Below are 16558 nucleotides of genomic sequence, written 5' to 3'. Positions count from 1 at the left end.
CACAGTTTCGTCACGGCCAACATAGGCGACCGGCGGGTTGCCTGTCCGCATCCCGCGCGACCGAAATTTGGCTGTTGGGGGTCAGGATTTGGTGACAGTCGCCTTGTTGATCACGACCGTTGCGTTGGGAGCGCCGTCACCCGCTCCGGTGCTCTCACCCGCGGCCGCGATCTTCTTCAGGACCGTCATACCGGACTCGGAGACGGTCCCGAACGGCGTGTAGCTCGGCGGCAGCTGACTGTCCTGGTAGACGAGGAAGAACTGGCTGCCTCCGGTGTGCGCCTTGCCGGTGTTCGCCATCGCGATGGTGCCCGCCGGGTAGATGTTGTTCTTGAGGCTTTTGTCCTTCAGGTTCTCGTCCGGGATCGTGTAGCCGGGACCACCGCTGCCGCTGCCCGTCGGGTCGCCGCACTGGAGCACGTAGATGCCGTTGGTGGTGAGCCGGTGGCACTTGGTGTGGTCGAAGTAGCCCTTGGCCGCGAGGAAGTCGAACGAGTTGACGGTGTGCGGGGCCGCCTTCGTCTTGAGCGCGATGTCTATGTCACCGCACGTCGTCGCCAGCTTCATCGTGTACTTCGCCGACTTGTCGATCGTCAGCGACGGCTCCTTCTTCCAGGTCGCCGTCTTGACCTTGCCCTCCGCGGGCTTCTTGCACGGGTCGGCGATCGCGCTGGGCGTCGGCGACGGCGTGGCCGCGGCGGCGTCGGACTTGTCGTCGTCTCCCTTGAGGACGTCCGACGTATAGAGCGCCAGACTGCCCACCAGGATCACGCCGAGCACCGACGCGATCACGGAGTTGCGCATGCGGGCCTTGCGCCGCGCGGCCGTGCGCCGCTGCTGCTGCCGCAAGAACTTCTCCCGGGCGAGCTGCCGCTTCCGCTGTTCCTGGGTGACCACCGGGTTCTCTCCTCATGCGTCTCGTACGCCTGCTGGGACGCCTGCGTCTAGTGAGCCGACCGCGTGCGTGTGCCCCGTACCGTATATGGGTTCGCTGAGGAAACGGCAGCGCCGGTAGGCTCTGACCACAGGCGCAGCCGCTTTTCAAGCCCACCCTTATCGACACAACGAAGGACGATCGTGCTCATTGCCGGGTTCCCCGCCGGGGCCTGGGGGACGAACTGTTATCTCGTCGCCCCCGCCGCCGGTGAGGAGTGCGTGATCATCGACCCGGGCCATCAGGCCGCCCAGGGAGTCGAAGAGGCACTGAAGAAGCATCGGCTCAAGCCCGTCGCCGTCGTCCTCACCCATGGCCACATCGACCATGTGGCCTCGGTCGTCCCGGTCTGCGGCGCGCACGACGTACCCGCGTGGATCCACCCCGAGGACCGGTTCATGATGAGCGACCCGGAGAAGGCGCTCGGCCGCTCCATCGGGATGCCGCTCATGGGCGAGCTGACCGTGGGGGAGCCGGACGACGTCAGGGAACTGACCGACGGCGTGAAGCTGGAACTGGCGGGACTGGAGCTCACCGTGGCGCACGCGCCCGGCCATACCAGGGGGTCGGTGACCTTCGGCATGCCCGAGGCGGCGGACATTCCTCCGCTTCTCTTCTCGGGCGACCTGCTGTTCGCCGGCTCCATCGGACGCACCGATTTCCCCGGTGGCTCCATGGACGACATGCTCGAGTCCCTGGCCCGCGTGGTCCTGCCTCTCGACGACTCGACCGTGGTGCTGCCCGGCCACAACGAGCACACGACCATCGGCCGTGAGCGTGCCACCAACCCGTATCTGCGGCAGGTGGCCGCCGCCGGCCCGGGAGCGCATGCCGACGCTCCCCGACGAGGAATGTGACGAGACTTTCCGTGAGCACCTTCAAGGCCCCCAAGGGCACGTACGACCTCATCCCGCCGGACAGCGCGAAGTTCCTCGCGGTGCGCGAGGCGATCGCGGCTCCGCTGCGCAACTCCGGCTACGGCTACATCGAGACACCCGGCTTCGAGAGCGTCGAGCTGTTCGCGCGCGGTGTCGGTGAGTCCACCGACATCGTGACCAAGGAGATGTACGCCTTCGAGACCAAGGGCGGCGACAGGCTCGCCCTGCGCCCCGAGGGCACCGCCTCCGTGCTGCGCGCGGCGCTGGAGGCCAACCTCCACAAGGCGGGCAACCTCCCCGTCAAGCTCTGGTACTCGGGCTCGTACTACCGCTACGAGCGCCCGCAGAAGGGCCGTTACCGCCACTTCTCCCAGGTGGGCGCCGAGGCGATCGGTGCCGAGGACCCGGCGCTGGACGCCGAGCTGATCATCCTGGCCGACCAGGCGTACCGCTCGCTGGGGCTGCGCGACTTCCGCATCCTCCTGAACAGCCTGGGCGACAAGGAGTGCCGTCCGGTGTACCGGGAGGCGCTGCAGACCTTCCTCCGGGGGCTCGACCTCGACGAGGAGACCCTGCGCCGCGCGGAGATCAACCCGCTGCGCGTCCTGGACGACAAGCGCGAAGCGGTCCAGAAGCAGCTCGGCGACGCCCCGCTCCTGCGTGACTACCTCTGCGACGCCTGCAAGGCGTACCACGAGGAGGTCCGCGAACTGATCACCGCGGCGGGCGTCGCCTTCGAGGACGACCCCAGGCTGGTGCGCGGCCTGGACTACTACACCCGTACGACCTTCGAGTTCGTCCACGACGGCCTGGGCTCCCAGTCCGCGGTGGGCGGCGGCGGTCGCTACGACGGCCTGTCCGAGATGATCGGCGGCCCCGCGCTGCCGTCGGTGGGCTGGGCGCTGGGCGTCGACCGCACGGTGCTGGCGCTGGAGGCGGAGGGCGTCGAACTCGAACTTCCCTCCACGACCAGTGTCTTCGCGGTCCCGCTGGGCGAGGAGGCCCGTCGGATCCTCTTCGCGAAGGTCACCGAGCTGCGCAAGGTGGGCATCGCGGCCGACTTCTCCTACGGGGCCAAGGGCCTCAAGGGCGCCATGAAGAACGCCAACCGCAGCGGCGCCCGCTACACGGTCGTCGCCGGCGAACGCGACCTCGCCGAGGGTGTCGTCCAGCTCAAGGACATGGAGTCCGGCGAGCAGACGGCGATCGGCGTGAACGAGATCGTGGCCGAGCTGGAAGCACGGCTCGGCTGATACGGCGTGCTGAGGTGCCGGGTCCTTGCAGGGGACCCGGCACCTTTCTGGTGGGCCGTCAACCCGGCGGGTACCGATTCGTCCTGCCGGGCGATTCCGACATATGAGCGCCACGCACGCGGGCCTTCGGCCCCGCGTGTGCTGTGTCATGCCCTCGAACCTCGGCCGGAACCGAACGCTCAGGGGCGGCCAGACGTACTTCCTTATGTCCACCGAACGGTGGACACGGGCCCGTGTACGGCACAATGGCCCCTGCCCGAAGAAGGTCCAACTCTCAAGCAGACGGAATCGGCGTGATGAGCAAGACCACAGTCAAAGACGTCTCCACCGAGCCCGAGCGGACCGCCGCCGAGCCACGGCTGGTGGGTGGCAGTCGTGCCTTCGCCATCATGCTGCTGCTCACCGGCGCGGCCGGCCTGCTCGCCGCGTGGGTCATCACGATCGACAAGTTCAAGCTGCTCGAGGCCAAGGTCGCGGGCACGACCTTCACCCCGGGCTGCAGTCTGAACCCCGTCGTCTCCTGCGGCAGCGTGATGGAGTCGAAGCAGGCCGCCGCCTTCGGGTTCCCCAACCCGGTGCTCGGCCTCGTCACCTACGGCATCGTCATCGGCGTCGGCATGAGCCTGCTGGCCCGCGCCCGCTTCCCGCGCTGGTACTGGCTGACCTTCAACGCCGGCACCCTCTTCGGCGTCTCCTTCTGCGCCTGGCTGATGTTCCAGTCGCTGTACCGGATCAACGCGCTGTGCCTGTGGTGCTCCCTGGCCTGGGTCGCGACGATCATCATGTTCTGGTACGTGACCTCGTTCAACGTGCGCAACGGCTTCCTGCCCGCCCCGCGCTGGCTGAAGAGCTTCTTCGGCGAGTTCACCTGGGTGCTGCCGGTCCTGCACATCGGGATCATCGGCATGCTGATCCTGACGCGCTGGTGGGACTTCTGGACCAGCTGACCGGCCGCCGCACAGGCGCCGGCCGGATTGTCAGTGCGGTGAATTAGGGTTCTTGACGTGGAGCCCGACCTGTTCACCGCAGCCGCCGAAGAGCGCCAGGAGAAGGACCCCGCCGGGAGCCCCCTGGCGGTGCGGATGCGCCCGCGCACCCTCGACGAGGTGGTGGGCCAGCAGCATCTGCTGAAGCCCGGCTCGCCCCTGCGCCGCCTGGTCGGCGAGGCCACGGGCGGCCCGGCGGGCCCGTCCTCGGTGATCCTGTGGGGTCCGCCCGGCACCGGCAAGACGACCCTGGCCTACGTCGTCTCCAAGGCCACCAACAAGCGCTTCGTCGAACTGTCGGCGATCACCGCGGGCGTCAAGGAGGTCCGCGCGGTCATCGAGGGAGCCCGCCGTGCCACCGGCGGGTACGGCAAGGAGACCGTCCTCTTCCTCGACGAGATCCACCGTTTCAGCAAGGCACAGCAGGATTCCCTCCTCCCGGCCGTCGAGAACCGCTGGGTCACCCTGATCGCGGCGACCACCGAGAACCCGTACTTCTCGGTGATCTCCCCGCTGCTGTCCCGCTCGCTCCTGCTGACCCTCGAACCCCTCACGGACGACGATCTGCGCGGGCTTCTGCGCAGGGCGCTCGGCGACGACCGCGGCCTCAAGGACGCCGTCGCCCTCCCCGAGGACACCGAGGACCACCTCCTGCGGATCGCCGGCGGCGACGCCCGCCGGGCCCTGACCGCCCTGGAGGCCGCCGCCGGGGCCGCGCTCGACAAGGGCGAGGCGGAGGTCTCCCTCACCACGCTCGAGGAGACGGTCGACCGCGCGGCCGTGAAGTACGACCGCGACGGCGACCAGCACTACGACGTGGCCAGCGCCCTCATCAAGTCCATCAGGGGCTCCGACGTGGACGCGGCGCTGCACTATCTGGCCCGCATGATCGAGGCCGGCGAGGACCCCCGCTTCATCGCCCGCCGCCTGATGATCTCCGCGAGCGAGGACATCGGCCTGGCCGATCCCCAAGCCCTGCCGATCGCGGTCGCCGCCGCCCAAGCCGTCGCCATGATCGGCTTCCCCGAGGCCGCGCTGACCCTCAGCCACGCCACCATCGCCCTCGCGCTGGCCCCCAAGTCCAACGCCGCGACCATGGCGATCGGCGCCGCCATGGAGGACGTACGCAAGGGACTGGCCGGATCCGTGCCGCCCCACCTGCGTGACGGGCACTACAAGGGCGCCGCCAAGCTCGGCCACGCGCAGGGGTATGTGTATCCGCACGACCTGCCCGAGGGCATCGCCGAGCAGCAGTACGCCCCGGACGCCCTCAAGGACCGCGAGTACTACACGCCGACCCGGCACGGCGCCGAGGCGCGGTACGCGGACGCGGTCGAGTGGACCAGAGCGCACCTCGGTCGCAAGCGGTCCTGAGCGCCCTGTAGAATCCCTCGGAGTGCTGCGTCCTGTGCAGTCAGAACAGGACAGTCAGCCGGAGCCAGTCAGAGGACCCAGTCCCCGGATCGGCTCCAGGAGCGTCGCGCACCGTTCGATTGGTGTCGCGGGCAGCCCACCACCACTCGTCGTACGACGGGACCGGTCGGTGGGCCACTCGCGTGCTGCACGTATGTGCCCAGACCAGGGGAGCGGCTGCCCATCAGGCCCGGCAACGGACCCGGAGGGTTTCCCCGGCTGCGGATGCGACCTCCCTCAACCCTGACGAGCCGAACACTGAGAAATGAGAGATTGTGGCGAACCAGTCCCGCCCCAAGGTCAAGAAGTCGCGTGCCCTCGGCATCGCGCTGACCCCGAAGGCCGTCAAGTACTTCGAGGCGCGCCCCTACCCCCCGGGTGAGCACGGCCGTGGCCGCAAGCAGAACTCGGACTACAAGGTCCGTCTGCTCGAGAAGCAGCGTCTGCGTGCGCAGTACGACGTGTCCGAGCGTCAGCTCGTCCGCGCCTACGAGCGTGCCTCCAAGGTGCAGGGCAAGACCGGCGAGGCCCTGATCATCGAGCTCGAGCGCCGTCTCGACGCGCTGGTCCTGCGTTCGGGCATCGCCCGCACGATCTACCAGGCCCGCCAGATGGTCGTCCACGGTCACATCGAGGTCAACGGCGGCAAGGTCGACAAGCCGTCGTTCCGCGTCCGTCCCGACGACGTCGTGATGGTCCGCGAGCGCAGCCGCAGCAAGACGCTGTTCGAGGTCGCCCGCGCCGGTGGGTTCGCCCCCGACGGTGAGACCCCGCGCTACCTCCAGGTGAACCTCGGCGCCCTGGCGTTCCGCCTGGACCGCGAGCCGAACCGCAAGGAGATCCCGGTGATCTGCGACGAGCAGCTCGTCGTCGAGTACTACGCCCGCTGATCACCAGCCGGACGTAGGACACGCATCACCTCAGCCCGTCGTCTCCCCACCCTTGCGGGTGGGCGAGGCGGCGGGTTCCTGCATGGCGACGCCGCCCTGAGCGTGCCGTGCCGGTCCGCGCGGTACGGGCAACGCCCGCGGACTGCGCCCCAGCGCCCGGGCCACGGCCGCGTCCCGGCCGAGCCGGCCCCCGGTCCGCAGGAACTCCGCGTACGGCTCGTCGCCCAGGTCCTCGCGGGCCGTCGCCTCGCACAGCTCGTGCGGCGCGTTGTAGTAGGCGGAGCCGAACAGCGGCAGACCCACCGAGGGCCACATCGAGGCGGCGGCGCCCTGCAGCACCGCGGCCTCCGCTGTATCACCCTGGGCCGCCGTGACCAGCGCCAGCAGTTCGAGCGTCAGCACCGAGCCGAGCAGATCGTGGAAGGCGTGGGCGGCGCCCAGGCAGTCGGTCAGCAGCGTGCGGGCCGCCGCCAGATCGCCCTCGCTCCAGGCCGCGTACGCCAGCACATACAGCGCGTACGACCTGGTCCAGCCCTCGCCGTGGTCCTCGCAGACCCGGCGGACGTCCTGGCACAGCCGTACCGCCTCCGGCAGGTCGCCCTGGAACGCGCGCGTCATCGCCAGCTCGACCTGGCCCATCAGGACGTTGCTGTTGAGCTCGCCGATCTCCTGGTAACGCTCCAGCGCCGAGCGCAGCAGCGTCTCCGCGCGGGCCATGTCGTCGCTGACCAGGGCCAGGCAGCCGGTGCGGTGCTCGGCGTACGCCACCGCCGTCGGGTTCGCGGACCGCTCCGCCTCCTCCCGGCACTCATGGAGCGCGGCCAGCGCCGGCACCGTGTCGCCCTGGAGGATCGCGACGTAGCCGAGCACCCACAGGGCCTTGAGCCGAGGCAGTTCGTTGTCGGACTCCAGCCGCACGGCCTGCTCCAGCCAGTGCCGGCCCTCCGACAGCCGTCCGCAGCCGACCCAGAAGAACCAGAGCGAGCCCGCCAGGTACTGGCCCAGATGCGCCTCCTCCGGGTCGCCGAGGCAGTGCTCCAGGGCGCTGCGCAGATTCGGCAGCTCCGCGTCGACACGGGCGGCCACCTCGGCCTGCCGCGGGGAGAACCAGTCCAGCTCGCACCAGGTCGCCAGGCCCAGATACCAGTCGCGGTGCCGTCGCCGCAGCCGGTCCGCGTCCCCGGTCGCCTCCAGCCACTCGGCGCCGTACACCCGGACCGTGTCCAGCATCCGGTAGCGCACGCCCGTCGCGGTCTCCTCGCGACCGACCACGGACTGCGCGAGCAGCTCCGTCAGCACGTCGAGAACGTCCTGCTCTGCCAGCCCGTTGCCGCTGCACACGTACTCCACGGCCTCCAGGTCGAACAGCCCCGCGAACACCGACAGGCGGGACCACAGCAGCCGCTCCGGAGGCGTGCACAGCTCATGGCTCCAGCCGATCGCCGTACGCAGCGTCCGATGCCGGGGCAGCGTGTCCCGCCCCCCGCCGGTCAGCAGCCGGAACCGGTCGTCGAGCCGCTCCAGCAGCTGACCGGGGGACAGCGCCCGCAGCCGCCCGGCGGCCAGTTCCACGGCGAGCGGGATGCCGTCGAGGCGCCGGCACAGTTCCCGTACGTCGGGATCGGCGGCGACGGACACGCCCTGCCGGCCCGCCCGGTCCACGAAGAGCTCCACGGCCTCGGCCTCGGTGAGCGGCTCCAGCGCGAACACCCGCTCGCCCGCCACCGACAGCGGCCGGCGGCCCACGGCGAGCACCCTCAGCCCCGGCGCCCGGTGCAGCAGATCGGTCACCAGCTCGGCGCAGACGTCCACCAAGTGCTCGAACCCGTCGAGAACCAGCAGGAGTTCACGCCCCGGCCGCGCCAGGTGCGCGAGCAGGATCTCGCGCGGCAGCCGGGTGGTGTGGTCGGTCAGCCCCAGCGCTTCCACGACCGCGAAGTCGACGAACTCCGGATCGCGCACCGACGCCAGATCGACCCGCCACGCCCCGTCCCGCAGCGCCGCCCGTGCCGCCAGCCGGGACTTGCCGATGCCACCCGGGCCGGTCAGGGTCACCAGGCGCGAGCTCTCCAGAGCCAGCGAGAGTGCGGCGAGTTCGGCCGAGCGGCCCACGAACGCGTCCAGTTCGAGGGGGAGATTGCCGTCGCAGAGCCGATCGTCACGCATGGAACACGGAGCGTACTGAAGCGTGTTCGGTCCGTACAATCGCTCCGCGCGACGCGGCCCCGCGCGCACGGTAATCCGGTGCGGAGGCCCGCCCGCGGCGCGATAGGCTCACTGCACGACTTTTTCGATGTTCAGGCACGTACAGGGAGCGGGTGCGCGGTGTCCGGTGGCGAGGTGGCCGGGATCCTGGTGGCCGTCTTCTGGGCGATCCTGGTGTCCTTCCTCGCCGTCGCGCTGGCGAGGCTGGCCCAGACGCTCAGGGCGACCACCAAGCTGGTGGCGGACGTGACCGACCAGGCCGTCCCGCTCCTGGCGGACGCCTCCTCGGCGGTGCGCTCCGCGCAGACCCAGATCGACCGGGTGGACGCGATCGCCTCGGACGTCCAGGAGGTCACCTCCAACGCCTCCGCGTTGTCCACCACCGTCGCCTCCACCTTCGGCGGCCCCCTGGTCAAGGTCGCGGCCTTCGGATACGGCGTGCGCAGAGCGATCAGCGGCCGCAAGGACGACGTGCCCGCCAAGGCACCCCGGCGTACCGTGATCGTGGGCCGCACCGTTCCGGCGTCACGACGGAGCAAGCGGAAGAAGGACTGAGACCTAGCGATGTTCCGCCGTACGTTCTGGTTCAGCACGGGCGTCGCCGCCGGTGTGTGGGCCACCACCAAGGTCAACCGCAAGCTGAGGCAGCTGACCCCCGAGAGCCTCGCCGCGACCGCGGCCAACAAGGCGCTCGAAGCCGGTCACCGCATCAAGGACCGCGCGGTGGGCTTCGCGCTCGACGTGCGCGACAACATGGCCCAGCGGGAGGAAGAACTGGGCGACGCACTGGGGCTGAACGCCCCGGTCGACCCCGAACTCCCCGCACCCCGGCGGTACACCGCCATCGAGAACCGCAACAACCCGAAGTACGTCGAGGGATCGACGTACCGGACGTACCCGTACAACCGAAACGAGGACCACTGATGGAGTCGGCCGAGATCCGCCGCCGCTGGCTGAGCTTCTACGAGGAGCGCGGTCACACCGTCGTCCCTTCGGCGTCGCTCATCGCGGACGACCCGACTCTGCTCCTGGTCCCCGCCGGCATGGTCCCCTTCAAGCCCTACTTCCTCGGTGAGGTCAAGCCGCCGTGGGCGCGCGCGACCAGCGTGCAGAAGTGCGTGCGCACGCCCGACATCGAAGAAGTCGGCAAGACCACCCGGCACGGCACGTTCTTCCAGATGTGCGGCAACTTCTCCTTCGGCGACTACTTCAAGGAAGGCGCCATCAAGTACGCCTGGGAGCTGCTCACCAGCCCCCAGGACAAGGGTGGTTACGGCCTGGAGCCGGAGAAGCTCTGGATCACCGTCTACAAGGACGACGACGAGGCCGAGCGCATCTGGAACGAGATCATCGGCGTGCCCAAGGAGCGCATCCAGCGCCTCGGCATGAAGGACAACTACTGGTCCATGGGCGTCCCCGGACCCTGTGGCCCCTGTTCCGAGATCAACTACGACCGCGGCCCCGAGTTCGGCGTCGAGGGCGGCCCCGCCGTCAACGACGAGCGGTACGTGGAGATCTGGAACCTCGTCTTCATGCAGTACGAGCGCGGCGAGGGCATCGGCAAGGACAACTTCGAGATCCTCGGCGAGCTCCCCAGCAAGAACATCGACACGGGCCTCGGCCTCGAGCGGCTCGCGATGATTCTGCAGGGCGTGCAGAACATGTACGAGATCGACACCTCCATGGCCGTCATCAAGAAGGCCACCGAGCTGACGGGTGTCGCGTACGGCGACGCCCACGCGTCGGACGTCTCCCTGCGCGTGGTCACCGACCACATGCGGACGTCCGTGATGCTCATCGGCGACGGTGTGACCCCCGGCAACGAGGGCCGCGGTTACGTCCTGCGCCGCATCATGCGCCGCGCCATCCGCAACATGCGCCTGCTCGGCGCCACCGGTCCGGTCGTGCTCGACCTGATCGACACCGTGATCGCCATGATGGGCCAGCAGTACCCCGAGCTCGTCACCGACCGCGAGCGGATCGAGAAGGTCGCCGTCGCCGAGGAGAACGCGTTCCTCAAGGCCCTCAAGGGCGGCACGAACATCCTCGACACCGCCGTCACCGAGACCAAGCAGTCCGGTGGCACGGTCCTGTCCGGCGACAAGGCGTTCCTGCTCCACGACACCTGGGGCTTCCCGATCGACCTCACCCTGGAGATGGCCGCCGAGCAGGGGCTGTCCGTGGACGAGGACGGCTTCCGGCGCCTGATGAAGGAGCAGCGGGAGCGCGCCAAGGCCGACGCGCAGGCCAAGAAGACCGGCCACGCCGGCGCCGGTGCCTACCGCGAGATCGCGGACAAGGTCGGCGAGACCGAGTTCATCGGCTACGCGGACACCGACGGCGAGTCCACGATCGTCGGCATCCTCGTCGACGGCACCTCCTCCCCGGCCGCCACCGAGGGCGACGAGGTCGAGATCGTCCTGGACCGCACCCCGTTCTACGCCGAGGGCGGCGGCCAGATCGGCGACACCGGCAGGATCAAGGTCGACTCCGGTGCCGTCATCGAGATCCGCGACTGCCAGAAGCCGGTCCCGGGCGTCTACGTCCACAAGGGCGTCGTGCAGTTCGGCGAGGTCACCGTCGGTGCCAAGGCCCACGCCTCGATCGACTCCCGCCGCCGTACGGCCATCGCCCGCGCCCACTCGGCCACCCACCTCACCCACCAGGCCCTGCGTGACGCGCTCGGCCCGACGGCCGCCCAGGCCGGTTCCGAGAACCAGCCCGGCCGCTTCCGCTTCGACTTCGGCTCCCCGTCCGCCGTTCCCACGGCCGTCATGACCGACGTCGAGCAGAAGATCAACGAGGTGCTCGCCCGCGACCTCGACGTACACGCCGAGATCCTGAGCCTCGACGAGGCCAAGAAGCAGGGCGCCATCGCCGAGTTCGGCGAGAAGTACGGCGAGCGCGTCCGCGTCGTGACCATCGGCGACTTCTCCAAGGAGCTGTGCGGCGGCACCCATGTGCACAACACCTCGCAGCTCGGCCTGGTCAAGCTGCTCGGCGAGTCGTCGATCGGCTCGGGTGTGCGCCGTATCGAGGCCCTCGTCGGCGTCGACGCCTACAACTTCCTCGCCCGTGAGCACACGGTCGTCGCCCAGCTCCAGGAGCTGATCAAGGGCCGCCCGGAGGAGCTCCCGGAGAAGGTCTCCGCCATGCTCGGCAAGCTGAAGGACGCCGAGAAGGAGATCGAGAAGTTCCGCGCCGAGAAGGTCCTGCAGGCCGCGGGCGGTCTCGCCGAGTCCGCCAAGGACGTCCGCGGCATCGCCCTCGTCACCGGCCAGGTCCCGGACGGCACCACCGCCGACGACCTGCGCAAGCTGGTCCTCGACGTACGCGGCCGCATCCAGGGCGGCCGGGCCGCGGTCGTGGCGCTGTTCACCACGGTCAACGGCAAGCCGCTCACGGTCATCGCCACCAACGAGGCCGCCCGTGAGCGTGGCCTCAAGGCCGGCGAGCTGGTCCGCGCGGCCGCCAAGACCCTCGGTGGCGGCGGTGGCGGCAAGCCGGACGTCGCCCAGGGCGGCGGCCAGAACCCGGCCGCGATCGGCGAGGCCGTCGAGGCCGTCGAGCGTCTGGTCACGGACACCGCGAAGTGACGATGCGCAGAGGCCGCCGGCTCGCCATCGACGTCGGGGACGCCCGGATCGGGGTCGCCTCGTGCGACCCCGACGGGATCCTCGCCACCCCGGTGGAGACGGTCCCCGGCCGGGACGTCCCGGCCGCTCATCGACGGCTGAAGCAGATCGTCGAGGAGTACGAGCCGATCGAGGTCGTCGTCGGATTCCCTCGCTCCCTCAAGGGGGGCGAGGGCCCGGCCGCGGTGAAGGTCAGGGCCTTCGCCCAGGAGCTCGCCAAGGGCATCGCGCCGATACCGGTGAGGCTGCTGGACGAGCGGATGACCACGGTGACGGCCAGCCAGGGACTGCGCGCCTCGGGTGTGAAATCCAAGAAGGGCCGCTCCGTCATCGACCAGGCCGCCGCTGTGATCATCCTCCAGCAGGCGCTCGAATCCGAACGGGTGTCAGGTAAAGCACCCGGAGAGAGCGTCGAAGTGGTCATCTGATCGCGATACGGTAACGTTCCGCGCGACTGCGGCGCTGTTCGAACAGAGGCCGCACAGAGAGAGGCGGAACTGATGCCGGGCTACACGCCGCGCGACCGCCGCCTCGCGGCTCTAGGGGATCGATGACTGAGTATGGCCGGGGCCAGGAAGGCTCCGAACCGTGGCATCCGCAGGACCCGTACTACGGGGACGGCGGATGGGAAGGGCAGCAGGGCCACGCCGGCCATCAAGCTGCCTACGGCGGCCAGCCGCAGCACTATCCGCAGCAGCCGCAGCAGCAGTCGGAGTACGGCGACTGGGGCACCGGCCAGCAGGGCGATCACGGTCAGGCGCAGCAGCAGTACCCGCAGCAGTACGACCAGCAGCAGTACGACCCGAACCAGAACTACGACCAGCAGCAGTACGCGCCCCAGCAGCCCCAACAGCACCAGCAGCAGTACGACAACAACGGCTGGGGCACCGGGACGCACACGCACGTCCAGTACACGGACCCGTCGGACCCCTACGGTCAGCAGGCCGCCGCGTACGGCACCGGGGAGCAGCCGGACTACTACGGCACGCCCGACGCCTACCCGCCGCCGGAGCCGCCGAGCCGCCGCACCGAGCCGGAACCGCAGCGGGCGGACTGGGACCCCGGCCCCGACCAGGGCGAACACGCCTTCTTCGCGGGCGGCGGTGACGACGAGGACGATGCCGAGGACACCGACGACCAGGGCGGACGCGGCGACCGCAGGGGCCGCGGCGGCAAGAAACCGAAGAAACGACGCAGCGGCTGCGCGTGCCTGGTGGTCCTGCTGGTGTTCGGCGGCGGGATCGGTGGAGTCGGATACTTCGGCTACCAGTTCTACAAGGATCGTTTCTCCTCGGCTCCGGACTTCGCGGGCGACGGGACGAGTGCGACGGTGGCCGTCACCGTCCCGAAGGGTGCCAACGGCGCGGACATCGGGCGGCTCCTTGAGAAGGCCGGCGTCGTGAAGAGCGTGGACGCTTTCGTGTCCGCGTTCACCCAGAACGACAACTCGGGAAGCATCCAGGCCGGCTCCTACCTCCTGAACAAGGAGATGTCCGCCGATAGCGCCGTAGCGCTGATGCTCGACCCCAAGAGCAAGAACAACCTGATCGTCACCGAAGGCCAGCGCAATGCGAAGGTCTACGAGGCGATCGACAAGCGCCTCGACCTCGACAAGGGCACCACGGCGAAGGTCGCGAAGCAGAAGTACAAGGAGTTCGGGCTGCCCGACTGGGCGCTGGGCCACTCCGAACTGAAGGACCCGCTCGAAGGGTTCCTCTATCCGTCCGCCTACGCGGCCAGCAAGGGGCAGAAGCCGGAGACCGTCCTCAAGGAGATGGTCTCCCGGGCGAACGACACGTACGAGGAGCTCGGCCTGGAGAAGAAGGCCGAGGGCCTGGGCCTCGACGGTCCCTGGGAGCTGCTCACCGTGGCGAGTCTCGCGCAGGCCGAGGGCACCAGCCACGACGACTTCCGCAAGATGGCCGAGGTCGTCTACAACCGGCTCAAGCCCGGGAACCCGCAGACGTACGGCTCCCTGGAGTTCGACTCCACGTACAACTACATCAAGAACCAGAGCAAGATCGACCTGACGATCGCCGAGCTGAAGCAGTACAACAACCCTTACAACACGTACTACGTCAAGGGACTGCCCCCCGGGCCCATCGACAACCCCGGTGCGGAGGCGCTCAAGGGAGCGCTCAACCCGACGAAGCAGGGCTGGTACTACTTCATCTCGCTGGACGGCAAGACCAGCAAGTTCACCAAGACGCTCGCGGAGCACGAGAGGCTGCGCGACCAGTTCAACGCGTCGAGGAACAAGGACTGAACGACGGCTGGGCCCCGGGACGGACGTCCGCACCGGGGCCCAGCCGTTCGGCCGATCCGTCAGCCGCACCAGCCCAGCGGGCTCGTGTACGTGTCGGTGTACGGAGACGAAGAGCTCCACCAGCGGGTCGACCCCATGTACTGCACGCACTTGCCCGCGGCCTTCACGCGCACGGGACCGGCGTAGGAGTTGTAGTTGCCGGGGTCCCTGAGCCAGGTGCCGCCCTCGGCGCGGATGCCGACGTTGACGGGGTTGCCGATCTGCTCGCCGGTGACGACGGTGACCGCGCAGTTGTAACCGGTCGAGGAGTTGTAGAGCAGGTACACGATCGCCTGCGGCCCGCCGGTCTCCAGGTACAGGCCCAACTCGTGGGACGACTGGACGTAGTAGCCCGAACCGCAGACGGTGACCGGGTTGCTCGCCGCCTGAGCCGAGCCCGTGAACGCCAGGGAGAGGCCCAGGGCGGCGCAGATCGCGACGACTGCTCTCAGAACATGTCTCATGGTGGTGGGGGTGTCCTCACTGACAAAGGATCAAGACGCGAGGGACGATACGATCCGCACAGGTCGCCAGACAGCGGGTTTCCGGACGCCGGGTGGCGATTTTCGGATAATTGTTCGACTGGGGGCCGACGTCGGGAAACGGACCGAATCCGCAGACGCCGCAGGGCGGATTCGCGAGGCTCAAGGACAGGTTCAATGACAGCTCGGGCCACTGACACCCGCCGGGCCGCCGTGCTCGGTTCGCCCATCGGCCATTCCCTCTCGCCGGTGCTGCACCGCGCCGCGTACGAGGAACTGGGGCTCACGGACTGGTCGTACGACCGCTTCGACGTCGATGAGGCCGCGCTGCCCGGGTTCGTCGCGGACCTGGGCCCGGAGTGGGCCGGGCTGTCGCTGACCATGCCGCTCAAGCGGGCCGTCATCCCGCTGCTCGACGAGGTCAGCGAGACCGCCGCCTCGGTCGAGGCGGTCAACACCCTCGTGTTCACCGAGGACGGCCGCCGCGTCGGCGACAACACCGACATCCCCGGGATCGTCGCCGCCCTGCGCGAGCACGGCATCGAGCAGGTGGACTCCGCCGCGATCCTCGGCGCGGGCGCCACCGCGTCCTCCGCGCTGGCCGCGCTGGCCCGGGTCTGCGCCGGTGAGGTCGTCGTCTACGTCCGCAGCGAGGCCAGGGCCGCCGAGATGCGGCAGTGGGGCGAGCGACTCGACGTCGAGGTGCGTACCGAGGACTGGGCCGACGCCGCCGACGCGCTGCACCGCCCCCTGGTGATCGCCACCACCCCGGCCGGCACGACGGACGCCCTCGTCGCCGCCGTACCCGAGCGGCCCACCACCCTCTTCGACGTGCTGTACGAGCCGTGGCCCACCGAGCTCGCGGCCCGCTGGTCCATGTTCGGCGGGGCCGTGGTCAGCGGACTCGACCTGCTGGTGCACCAGGCGGTGCTGCAGGTCGAGCAGATGACGGGCTGCGCCCGGGCCCCGCTGGCGGCCATGCGGAAAGCGGGCGAGCGCGCGCTGGCTGCCCGCTAGGATCCTCCGGGTTCCGCAGGGGGCGGAACCGGGAGGGGAGTGCAGACGTGTCCGCAGGCATGCAGTTGGCATCCGGCAAGAGCGAGATATTCGAAGCCGTACTGAAGTTCATGCCCGACTGGGTGCAGATCACCGTGATCGCCCTGGTCGTGCTCGCGGTGGTCGTGTCCTGGGTCGTCAAGCTCAAGCGCAAGATCGACTACCGGCGGGCCGTGCGCAACGGGCAGCCGGTGCACGCGGCGGCGCAGTACGGACAGCGCAGCGGCGCCCACTACCTCGGTGCGTACGCGCCCCAGCAGGCGCCGACGCCGCCGCAGCCGGCGCCCGCCCAGCAGAGCGGTGCCGACTTCCTGGGGGCCTACGCGCCGCAGAACCGGCAGGGGAACGGTTCCGTCTGAGCCGTTGCGGTGCGCATCCGTCCGCCTGATGGACCAGCGGCGGGAGGAGCGTGCCGGACATGGGAGGATCGAAGGTGGCGGGCCGGGGCCGCGCACCCGGTCGCGCCATTGCCGTACGCGAGGACGCGTGTACGCAGGGCAGTACGAGGGCGCGAGCACTGA

15 protein-coding genes are annotated in these 16558 nt (G+C 69.5%); 12 read left to right on the top strand and 3 right to left on the bottom strand.

What is annotated here, in order from left to right; all coding sequences use genetic code 11:
• Window positions 1-81 precede the first annotated feature (81 nt).
• Window positions 82-897: a peptidylprolyl isomerase gene (locus tag OG381_RS10820; RefSeq protein ID WP_327715905.1), complete on the bottom strand. Its 816-nt coding sequence runs from the start codon at window positions 895-897 to the stop codon at window positions 82-84.
• Window positions 898-1077: 180 nt separating this feature from the next.
• On the opposite strand from OG381_RS10820, the gene OG381_RS10815 reads away from it, so the two are divergent.
• The 5 genes from OG381_RS10815 (at window position 1078) to rpsD (ending at window position 6354) form a co-directional block, all read left to right on the top strand.
• Window positions 1078-1791, top strand: a complete 714-nt coding sequence (locus tag OG381_RS10815; RefSeq protein WP_327715904.1) for an MBL fold metallo-hydrolase — start codon at window positions 1078-1080, stop codon at window positions 1789-1791.
• Window positions 1792-1802: 11 nt separating this feature from the next.
• Window positions 1803-3065, top strand: coding sequence for a histidine--tRNA ligase (hisS, locus tag OG381_RS10810; RefSeq protein ID WP_327715903.1), 1263 nt, complete (start codon window positions 1803-1805; stop codon window positions 3063-3065).
• Between the two features lie 296 nt (window positions 3066-3361).
• Complete coding sequence (locus tag OG381_RS10805) at window positions 3362-4012, top strand: vitamin K epoxide reductase family protein (protein ID WP_327715902.1); 651 nt, start codon at window positions 3362-3364, stop codon at window positions 4010-4012.
• Window positions 4013-4069: 57 nt separating this feature from the next.
• A complete protein-coding gene (locus OG381_RS10800) occupies window positions 4070-5425 on the top strand; it encodes a replication-associated recombination protein A (protein WP_327715901.1) in 1356 nt (451 codons plus the stop codon).
• Window positions 5426-5739: 314 nt separating this feature from the next.
• On the top strand, window positions 5740-6354 hold the full coding sequence (gene rpsD / locus OG381_RS10795) for a 30S ribosomal protein S4 (RefSeq protein WP_266833177.1): 615 nt from the start codon (window positions 5740-5742) through the stop codon (window positions 6352-6354).
• Between the two features lie 30 nt (window positions 6355-6384).
• On the opposite strand, the gene OG381_RS10790 is transcribed toward rpsD, so the two are convergent.
• Window positions 6385-8520 carry an ATP-binding protein gene (locus OG381_RS10790; protein ID WP_327715900.1) on the bottom strand — a complete coding sequence of 712 codons (2136 nt, stop codon included), beginning with the start codon at window positions 8518-8520 and terminating at the stop codon, window positions 6385-6387.
• A gap of 159 nt (window positions 8521-8679) precedes the next feature.
• Here OG381_RS10790 and OG381_RS10785 point away from each other — a divergent pair, with 159 nt between their 5' ends.
• From OG381_RS10785 to mltG, 5 genes are all read left to right on the top strand, one after another.
• Window positions 8680-9114, top strand: a complete 435-nt coding sequence (locus OG381_RS10785) for a DUF948 domain-containing protein (protein ID WP_046260067.1) — start codon at window positions 8680-8682, stop codon at window positions 9112-9114.
• A gap of 9 nt (window positions 9115-9123) precedes the next feature.
• Window positions 9124-9483: a hypothetical protein gene (locus tag OG381_RS10780; RefSeq protein ID WP_327715899.1), complete on the top strand. Its 360-nt coding sequence runs from the start codon at window positions 9124-9126 to the stop codon at window positions 9481-9483.
• Complete coding sequence (gene alaS / locus OG381_RS10775) at window positions 9483-12155, top strand: alanine--tRNA ligase (RefSeq protein ID WP_327715898.1); 2673 nt, start codon at window positions 9483-9485, stop codon at window positions 12153-12155. Before OG381_RS10780 ends, alaS begins: the two co-directional genes overlap by 1 nt.
• 2 nt (window positions 12156-12157) lie before the next feature.
• Entirely contained in the window at window positions 12158-12622 is a 465-nt protein-coding gene (gene ruvX / locus OG381_RS10770; RefSeq protein WP_327722436.1) for a Holliday junction resolvase RuvX, read from the top strand.
• 122 nt (window positions 12623-12744) lie between these two features.
• On the top strand, window positions 12745-14460 hold the full coding sequence (gene mltG / locus OG381_RS10765) for an endolytic transglycosylase MltG (protein ID WP_327715897.1): 1716 nt from the start codon (window positions 12745-12747) through the stop codon (window positions 14458-14460).
• 59 nt (window positions 14461-14519) lie between these two features.
• On the opposite strand, the gene OG381_RS10760 is transcribed toward mltG, so the two are convergent.
• A complete protein-coding gene (locus OG381_RS10760) occupies window positions 14520-14963 on the bottom strand; it encodes a serine/threonine protein kinase (protein WP_327715896.1) in 444 nt (147 codons plus the stop codon).
• A 195-nt stretch (window positions 14964-15158) separates the two neighbouring features.
• Between OG381_RS10760 and OG381_RS10755 the strand changes: the two genes are divergently transcribed.
• Window positions 15159-15998 carry a shikimate dehydrogenase gene (locus tag OG381_RS10755; RefSeq protein WP_327715895.1) on the top strand — a complete coding sequence of 280 codons (840 nt, stop codon included), beginning with the start codon at window positions 15159-15161 and terminating at the stop codon, window positions 15996-15998.
• A 47-nt stretch (window positions 15999-16045) separates the two neighbouring features.
• Window positions 16046-16396 (top strand): hypothetical protein, encoded by a 351-nt coding sequence (locus OG381_RS10750; protein WP_327715894.1) that lies wholly within the window; start codon window positions 16046-16048, stop codon window positions 16394-16396.
• Window positions 16397-16558 lie beyond the last annotated feature (162 nt).

Origin of the sequence: Streptomyces sp. NBC_00490, assembly GCF_036013645.1 — a bacterium.
In the GTDB taxonomy this organism is placed as follows: domain Bacteria; phylum Actinomycetota; class Actinomycetes; order Streptomycetales; family Streptomycetaceae; genus Streptomyces; species Streptomyces canus_F.
Note: the sequence above shows the minus strand (reverse complement) of the source record. Positions and strands in the feature narration are given on the sequence as shown.

Excerpts from the sequence above, each read along its gene's own strand:
- OG381_RS10805 (WP_327715902.1), top strand. The coding sequence starts at position 3,362 with ATGAGCAAGACCACAGTCAAAGACGTCTCCACCGAGCCCGAGCGGACC.
- OG381_RS10790 (WP_327715900.1), bottom strand. The coding sequence starts at position 8,520 with ATGCGTGACGATCGGCTCTGCGACGGCAATCTCCCCCTCGAACTGGAC.
- OG381_RS10780 (WP_327715899.1), top strand. The coding sequence starts at position 9,124 with ATGTTCCGCCGTACGTTCTGGTTCAGCACGGGCGTCGCCGCCGGTGTG.
- alaS (WP_327715898.1), top strand. The coding sequence starts at position 9,483 with ATGGAGTCGGCCGAGATCCGCCGCCGCTGGCTGAGCTTCTACGAGGAG.
- ruvX (WP_327722436.1), top strand. The coding sequence starts at position 12,158 with ATGCGCAGAGGCCGCCGGCTCGCCATCGACGTCGGGGACGCCCGGATC.
- mltG (WP_327715897.1), top strand. The coding sequence starts at position 12,745 with ATGACTGAGTATGGCCGGGGCCAGGAAGGCTCCGAACCGTGGCATCCG.
- OG381_RS10760 (WP_327715896.1), bottom strand. The coding sequence starts at position 14,963 with ATGAGACATGTTCTGAGAGCAGTCGTCGCGATCTGCGCCGCCCTGGGC.
- OG381_RS10755 (WP_327715895.1), top strand. The coding sequence starts at position 15,159 with ATGACAGCTCGGGCCACTGACACCCGCCGGGCCGCCGTGCTCGGTTCG.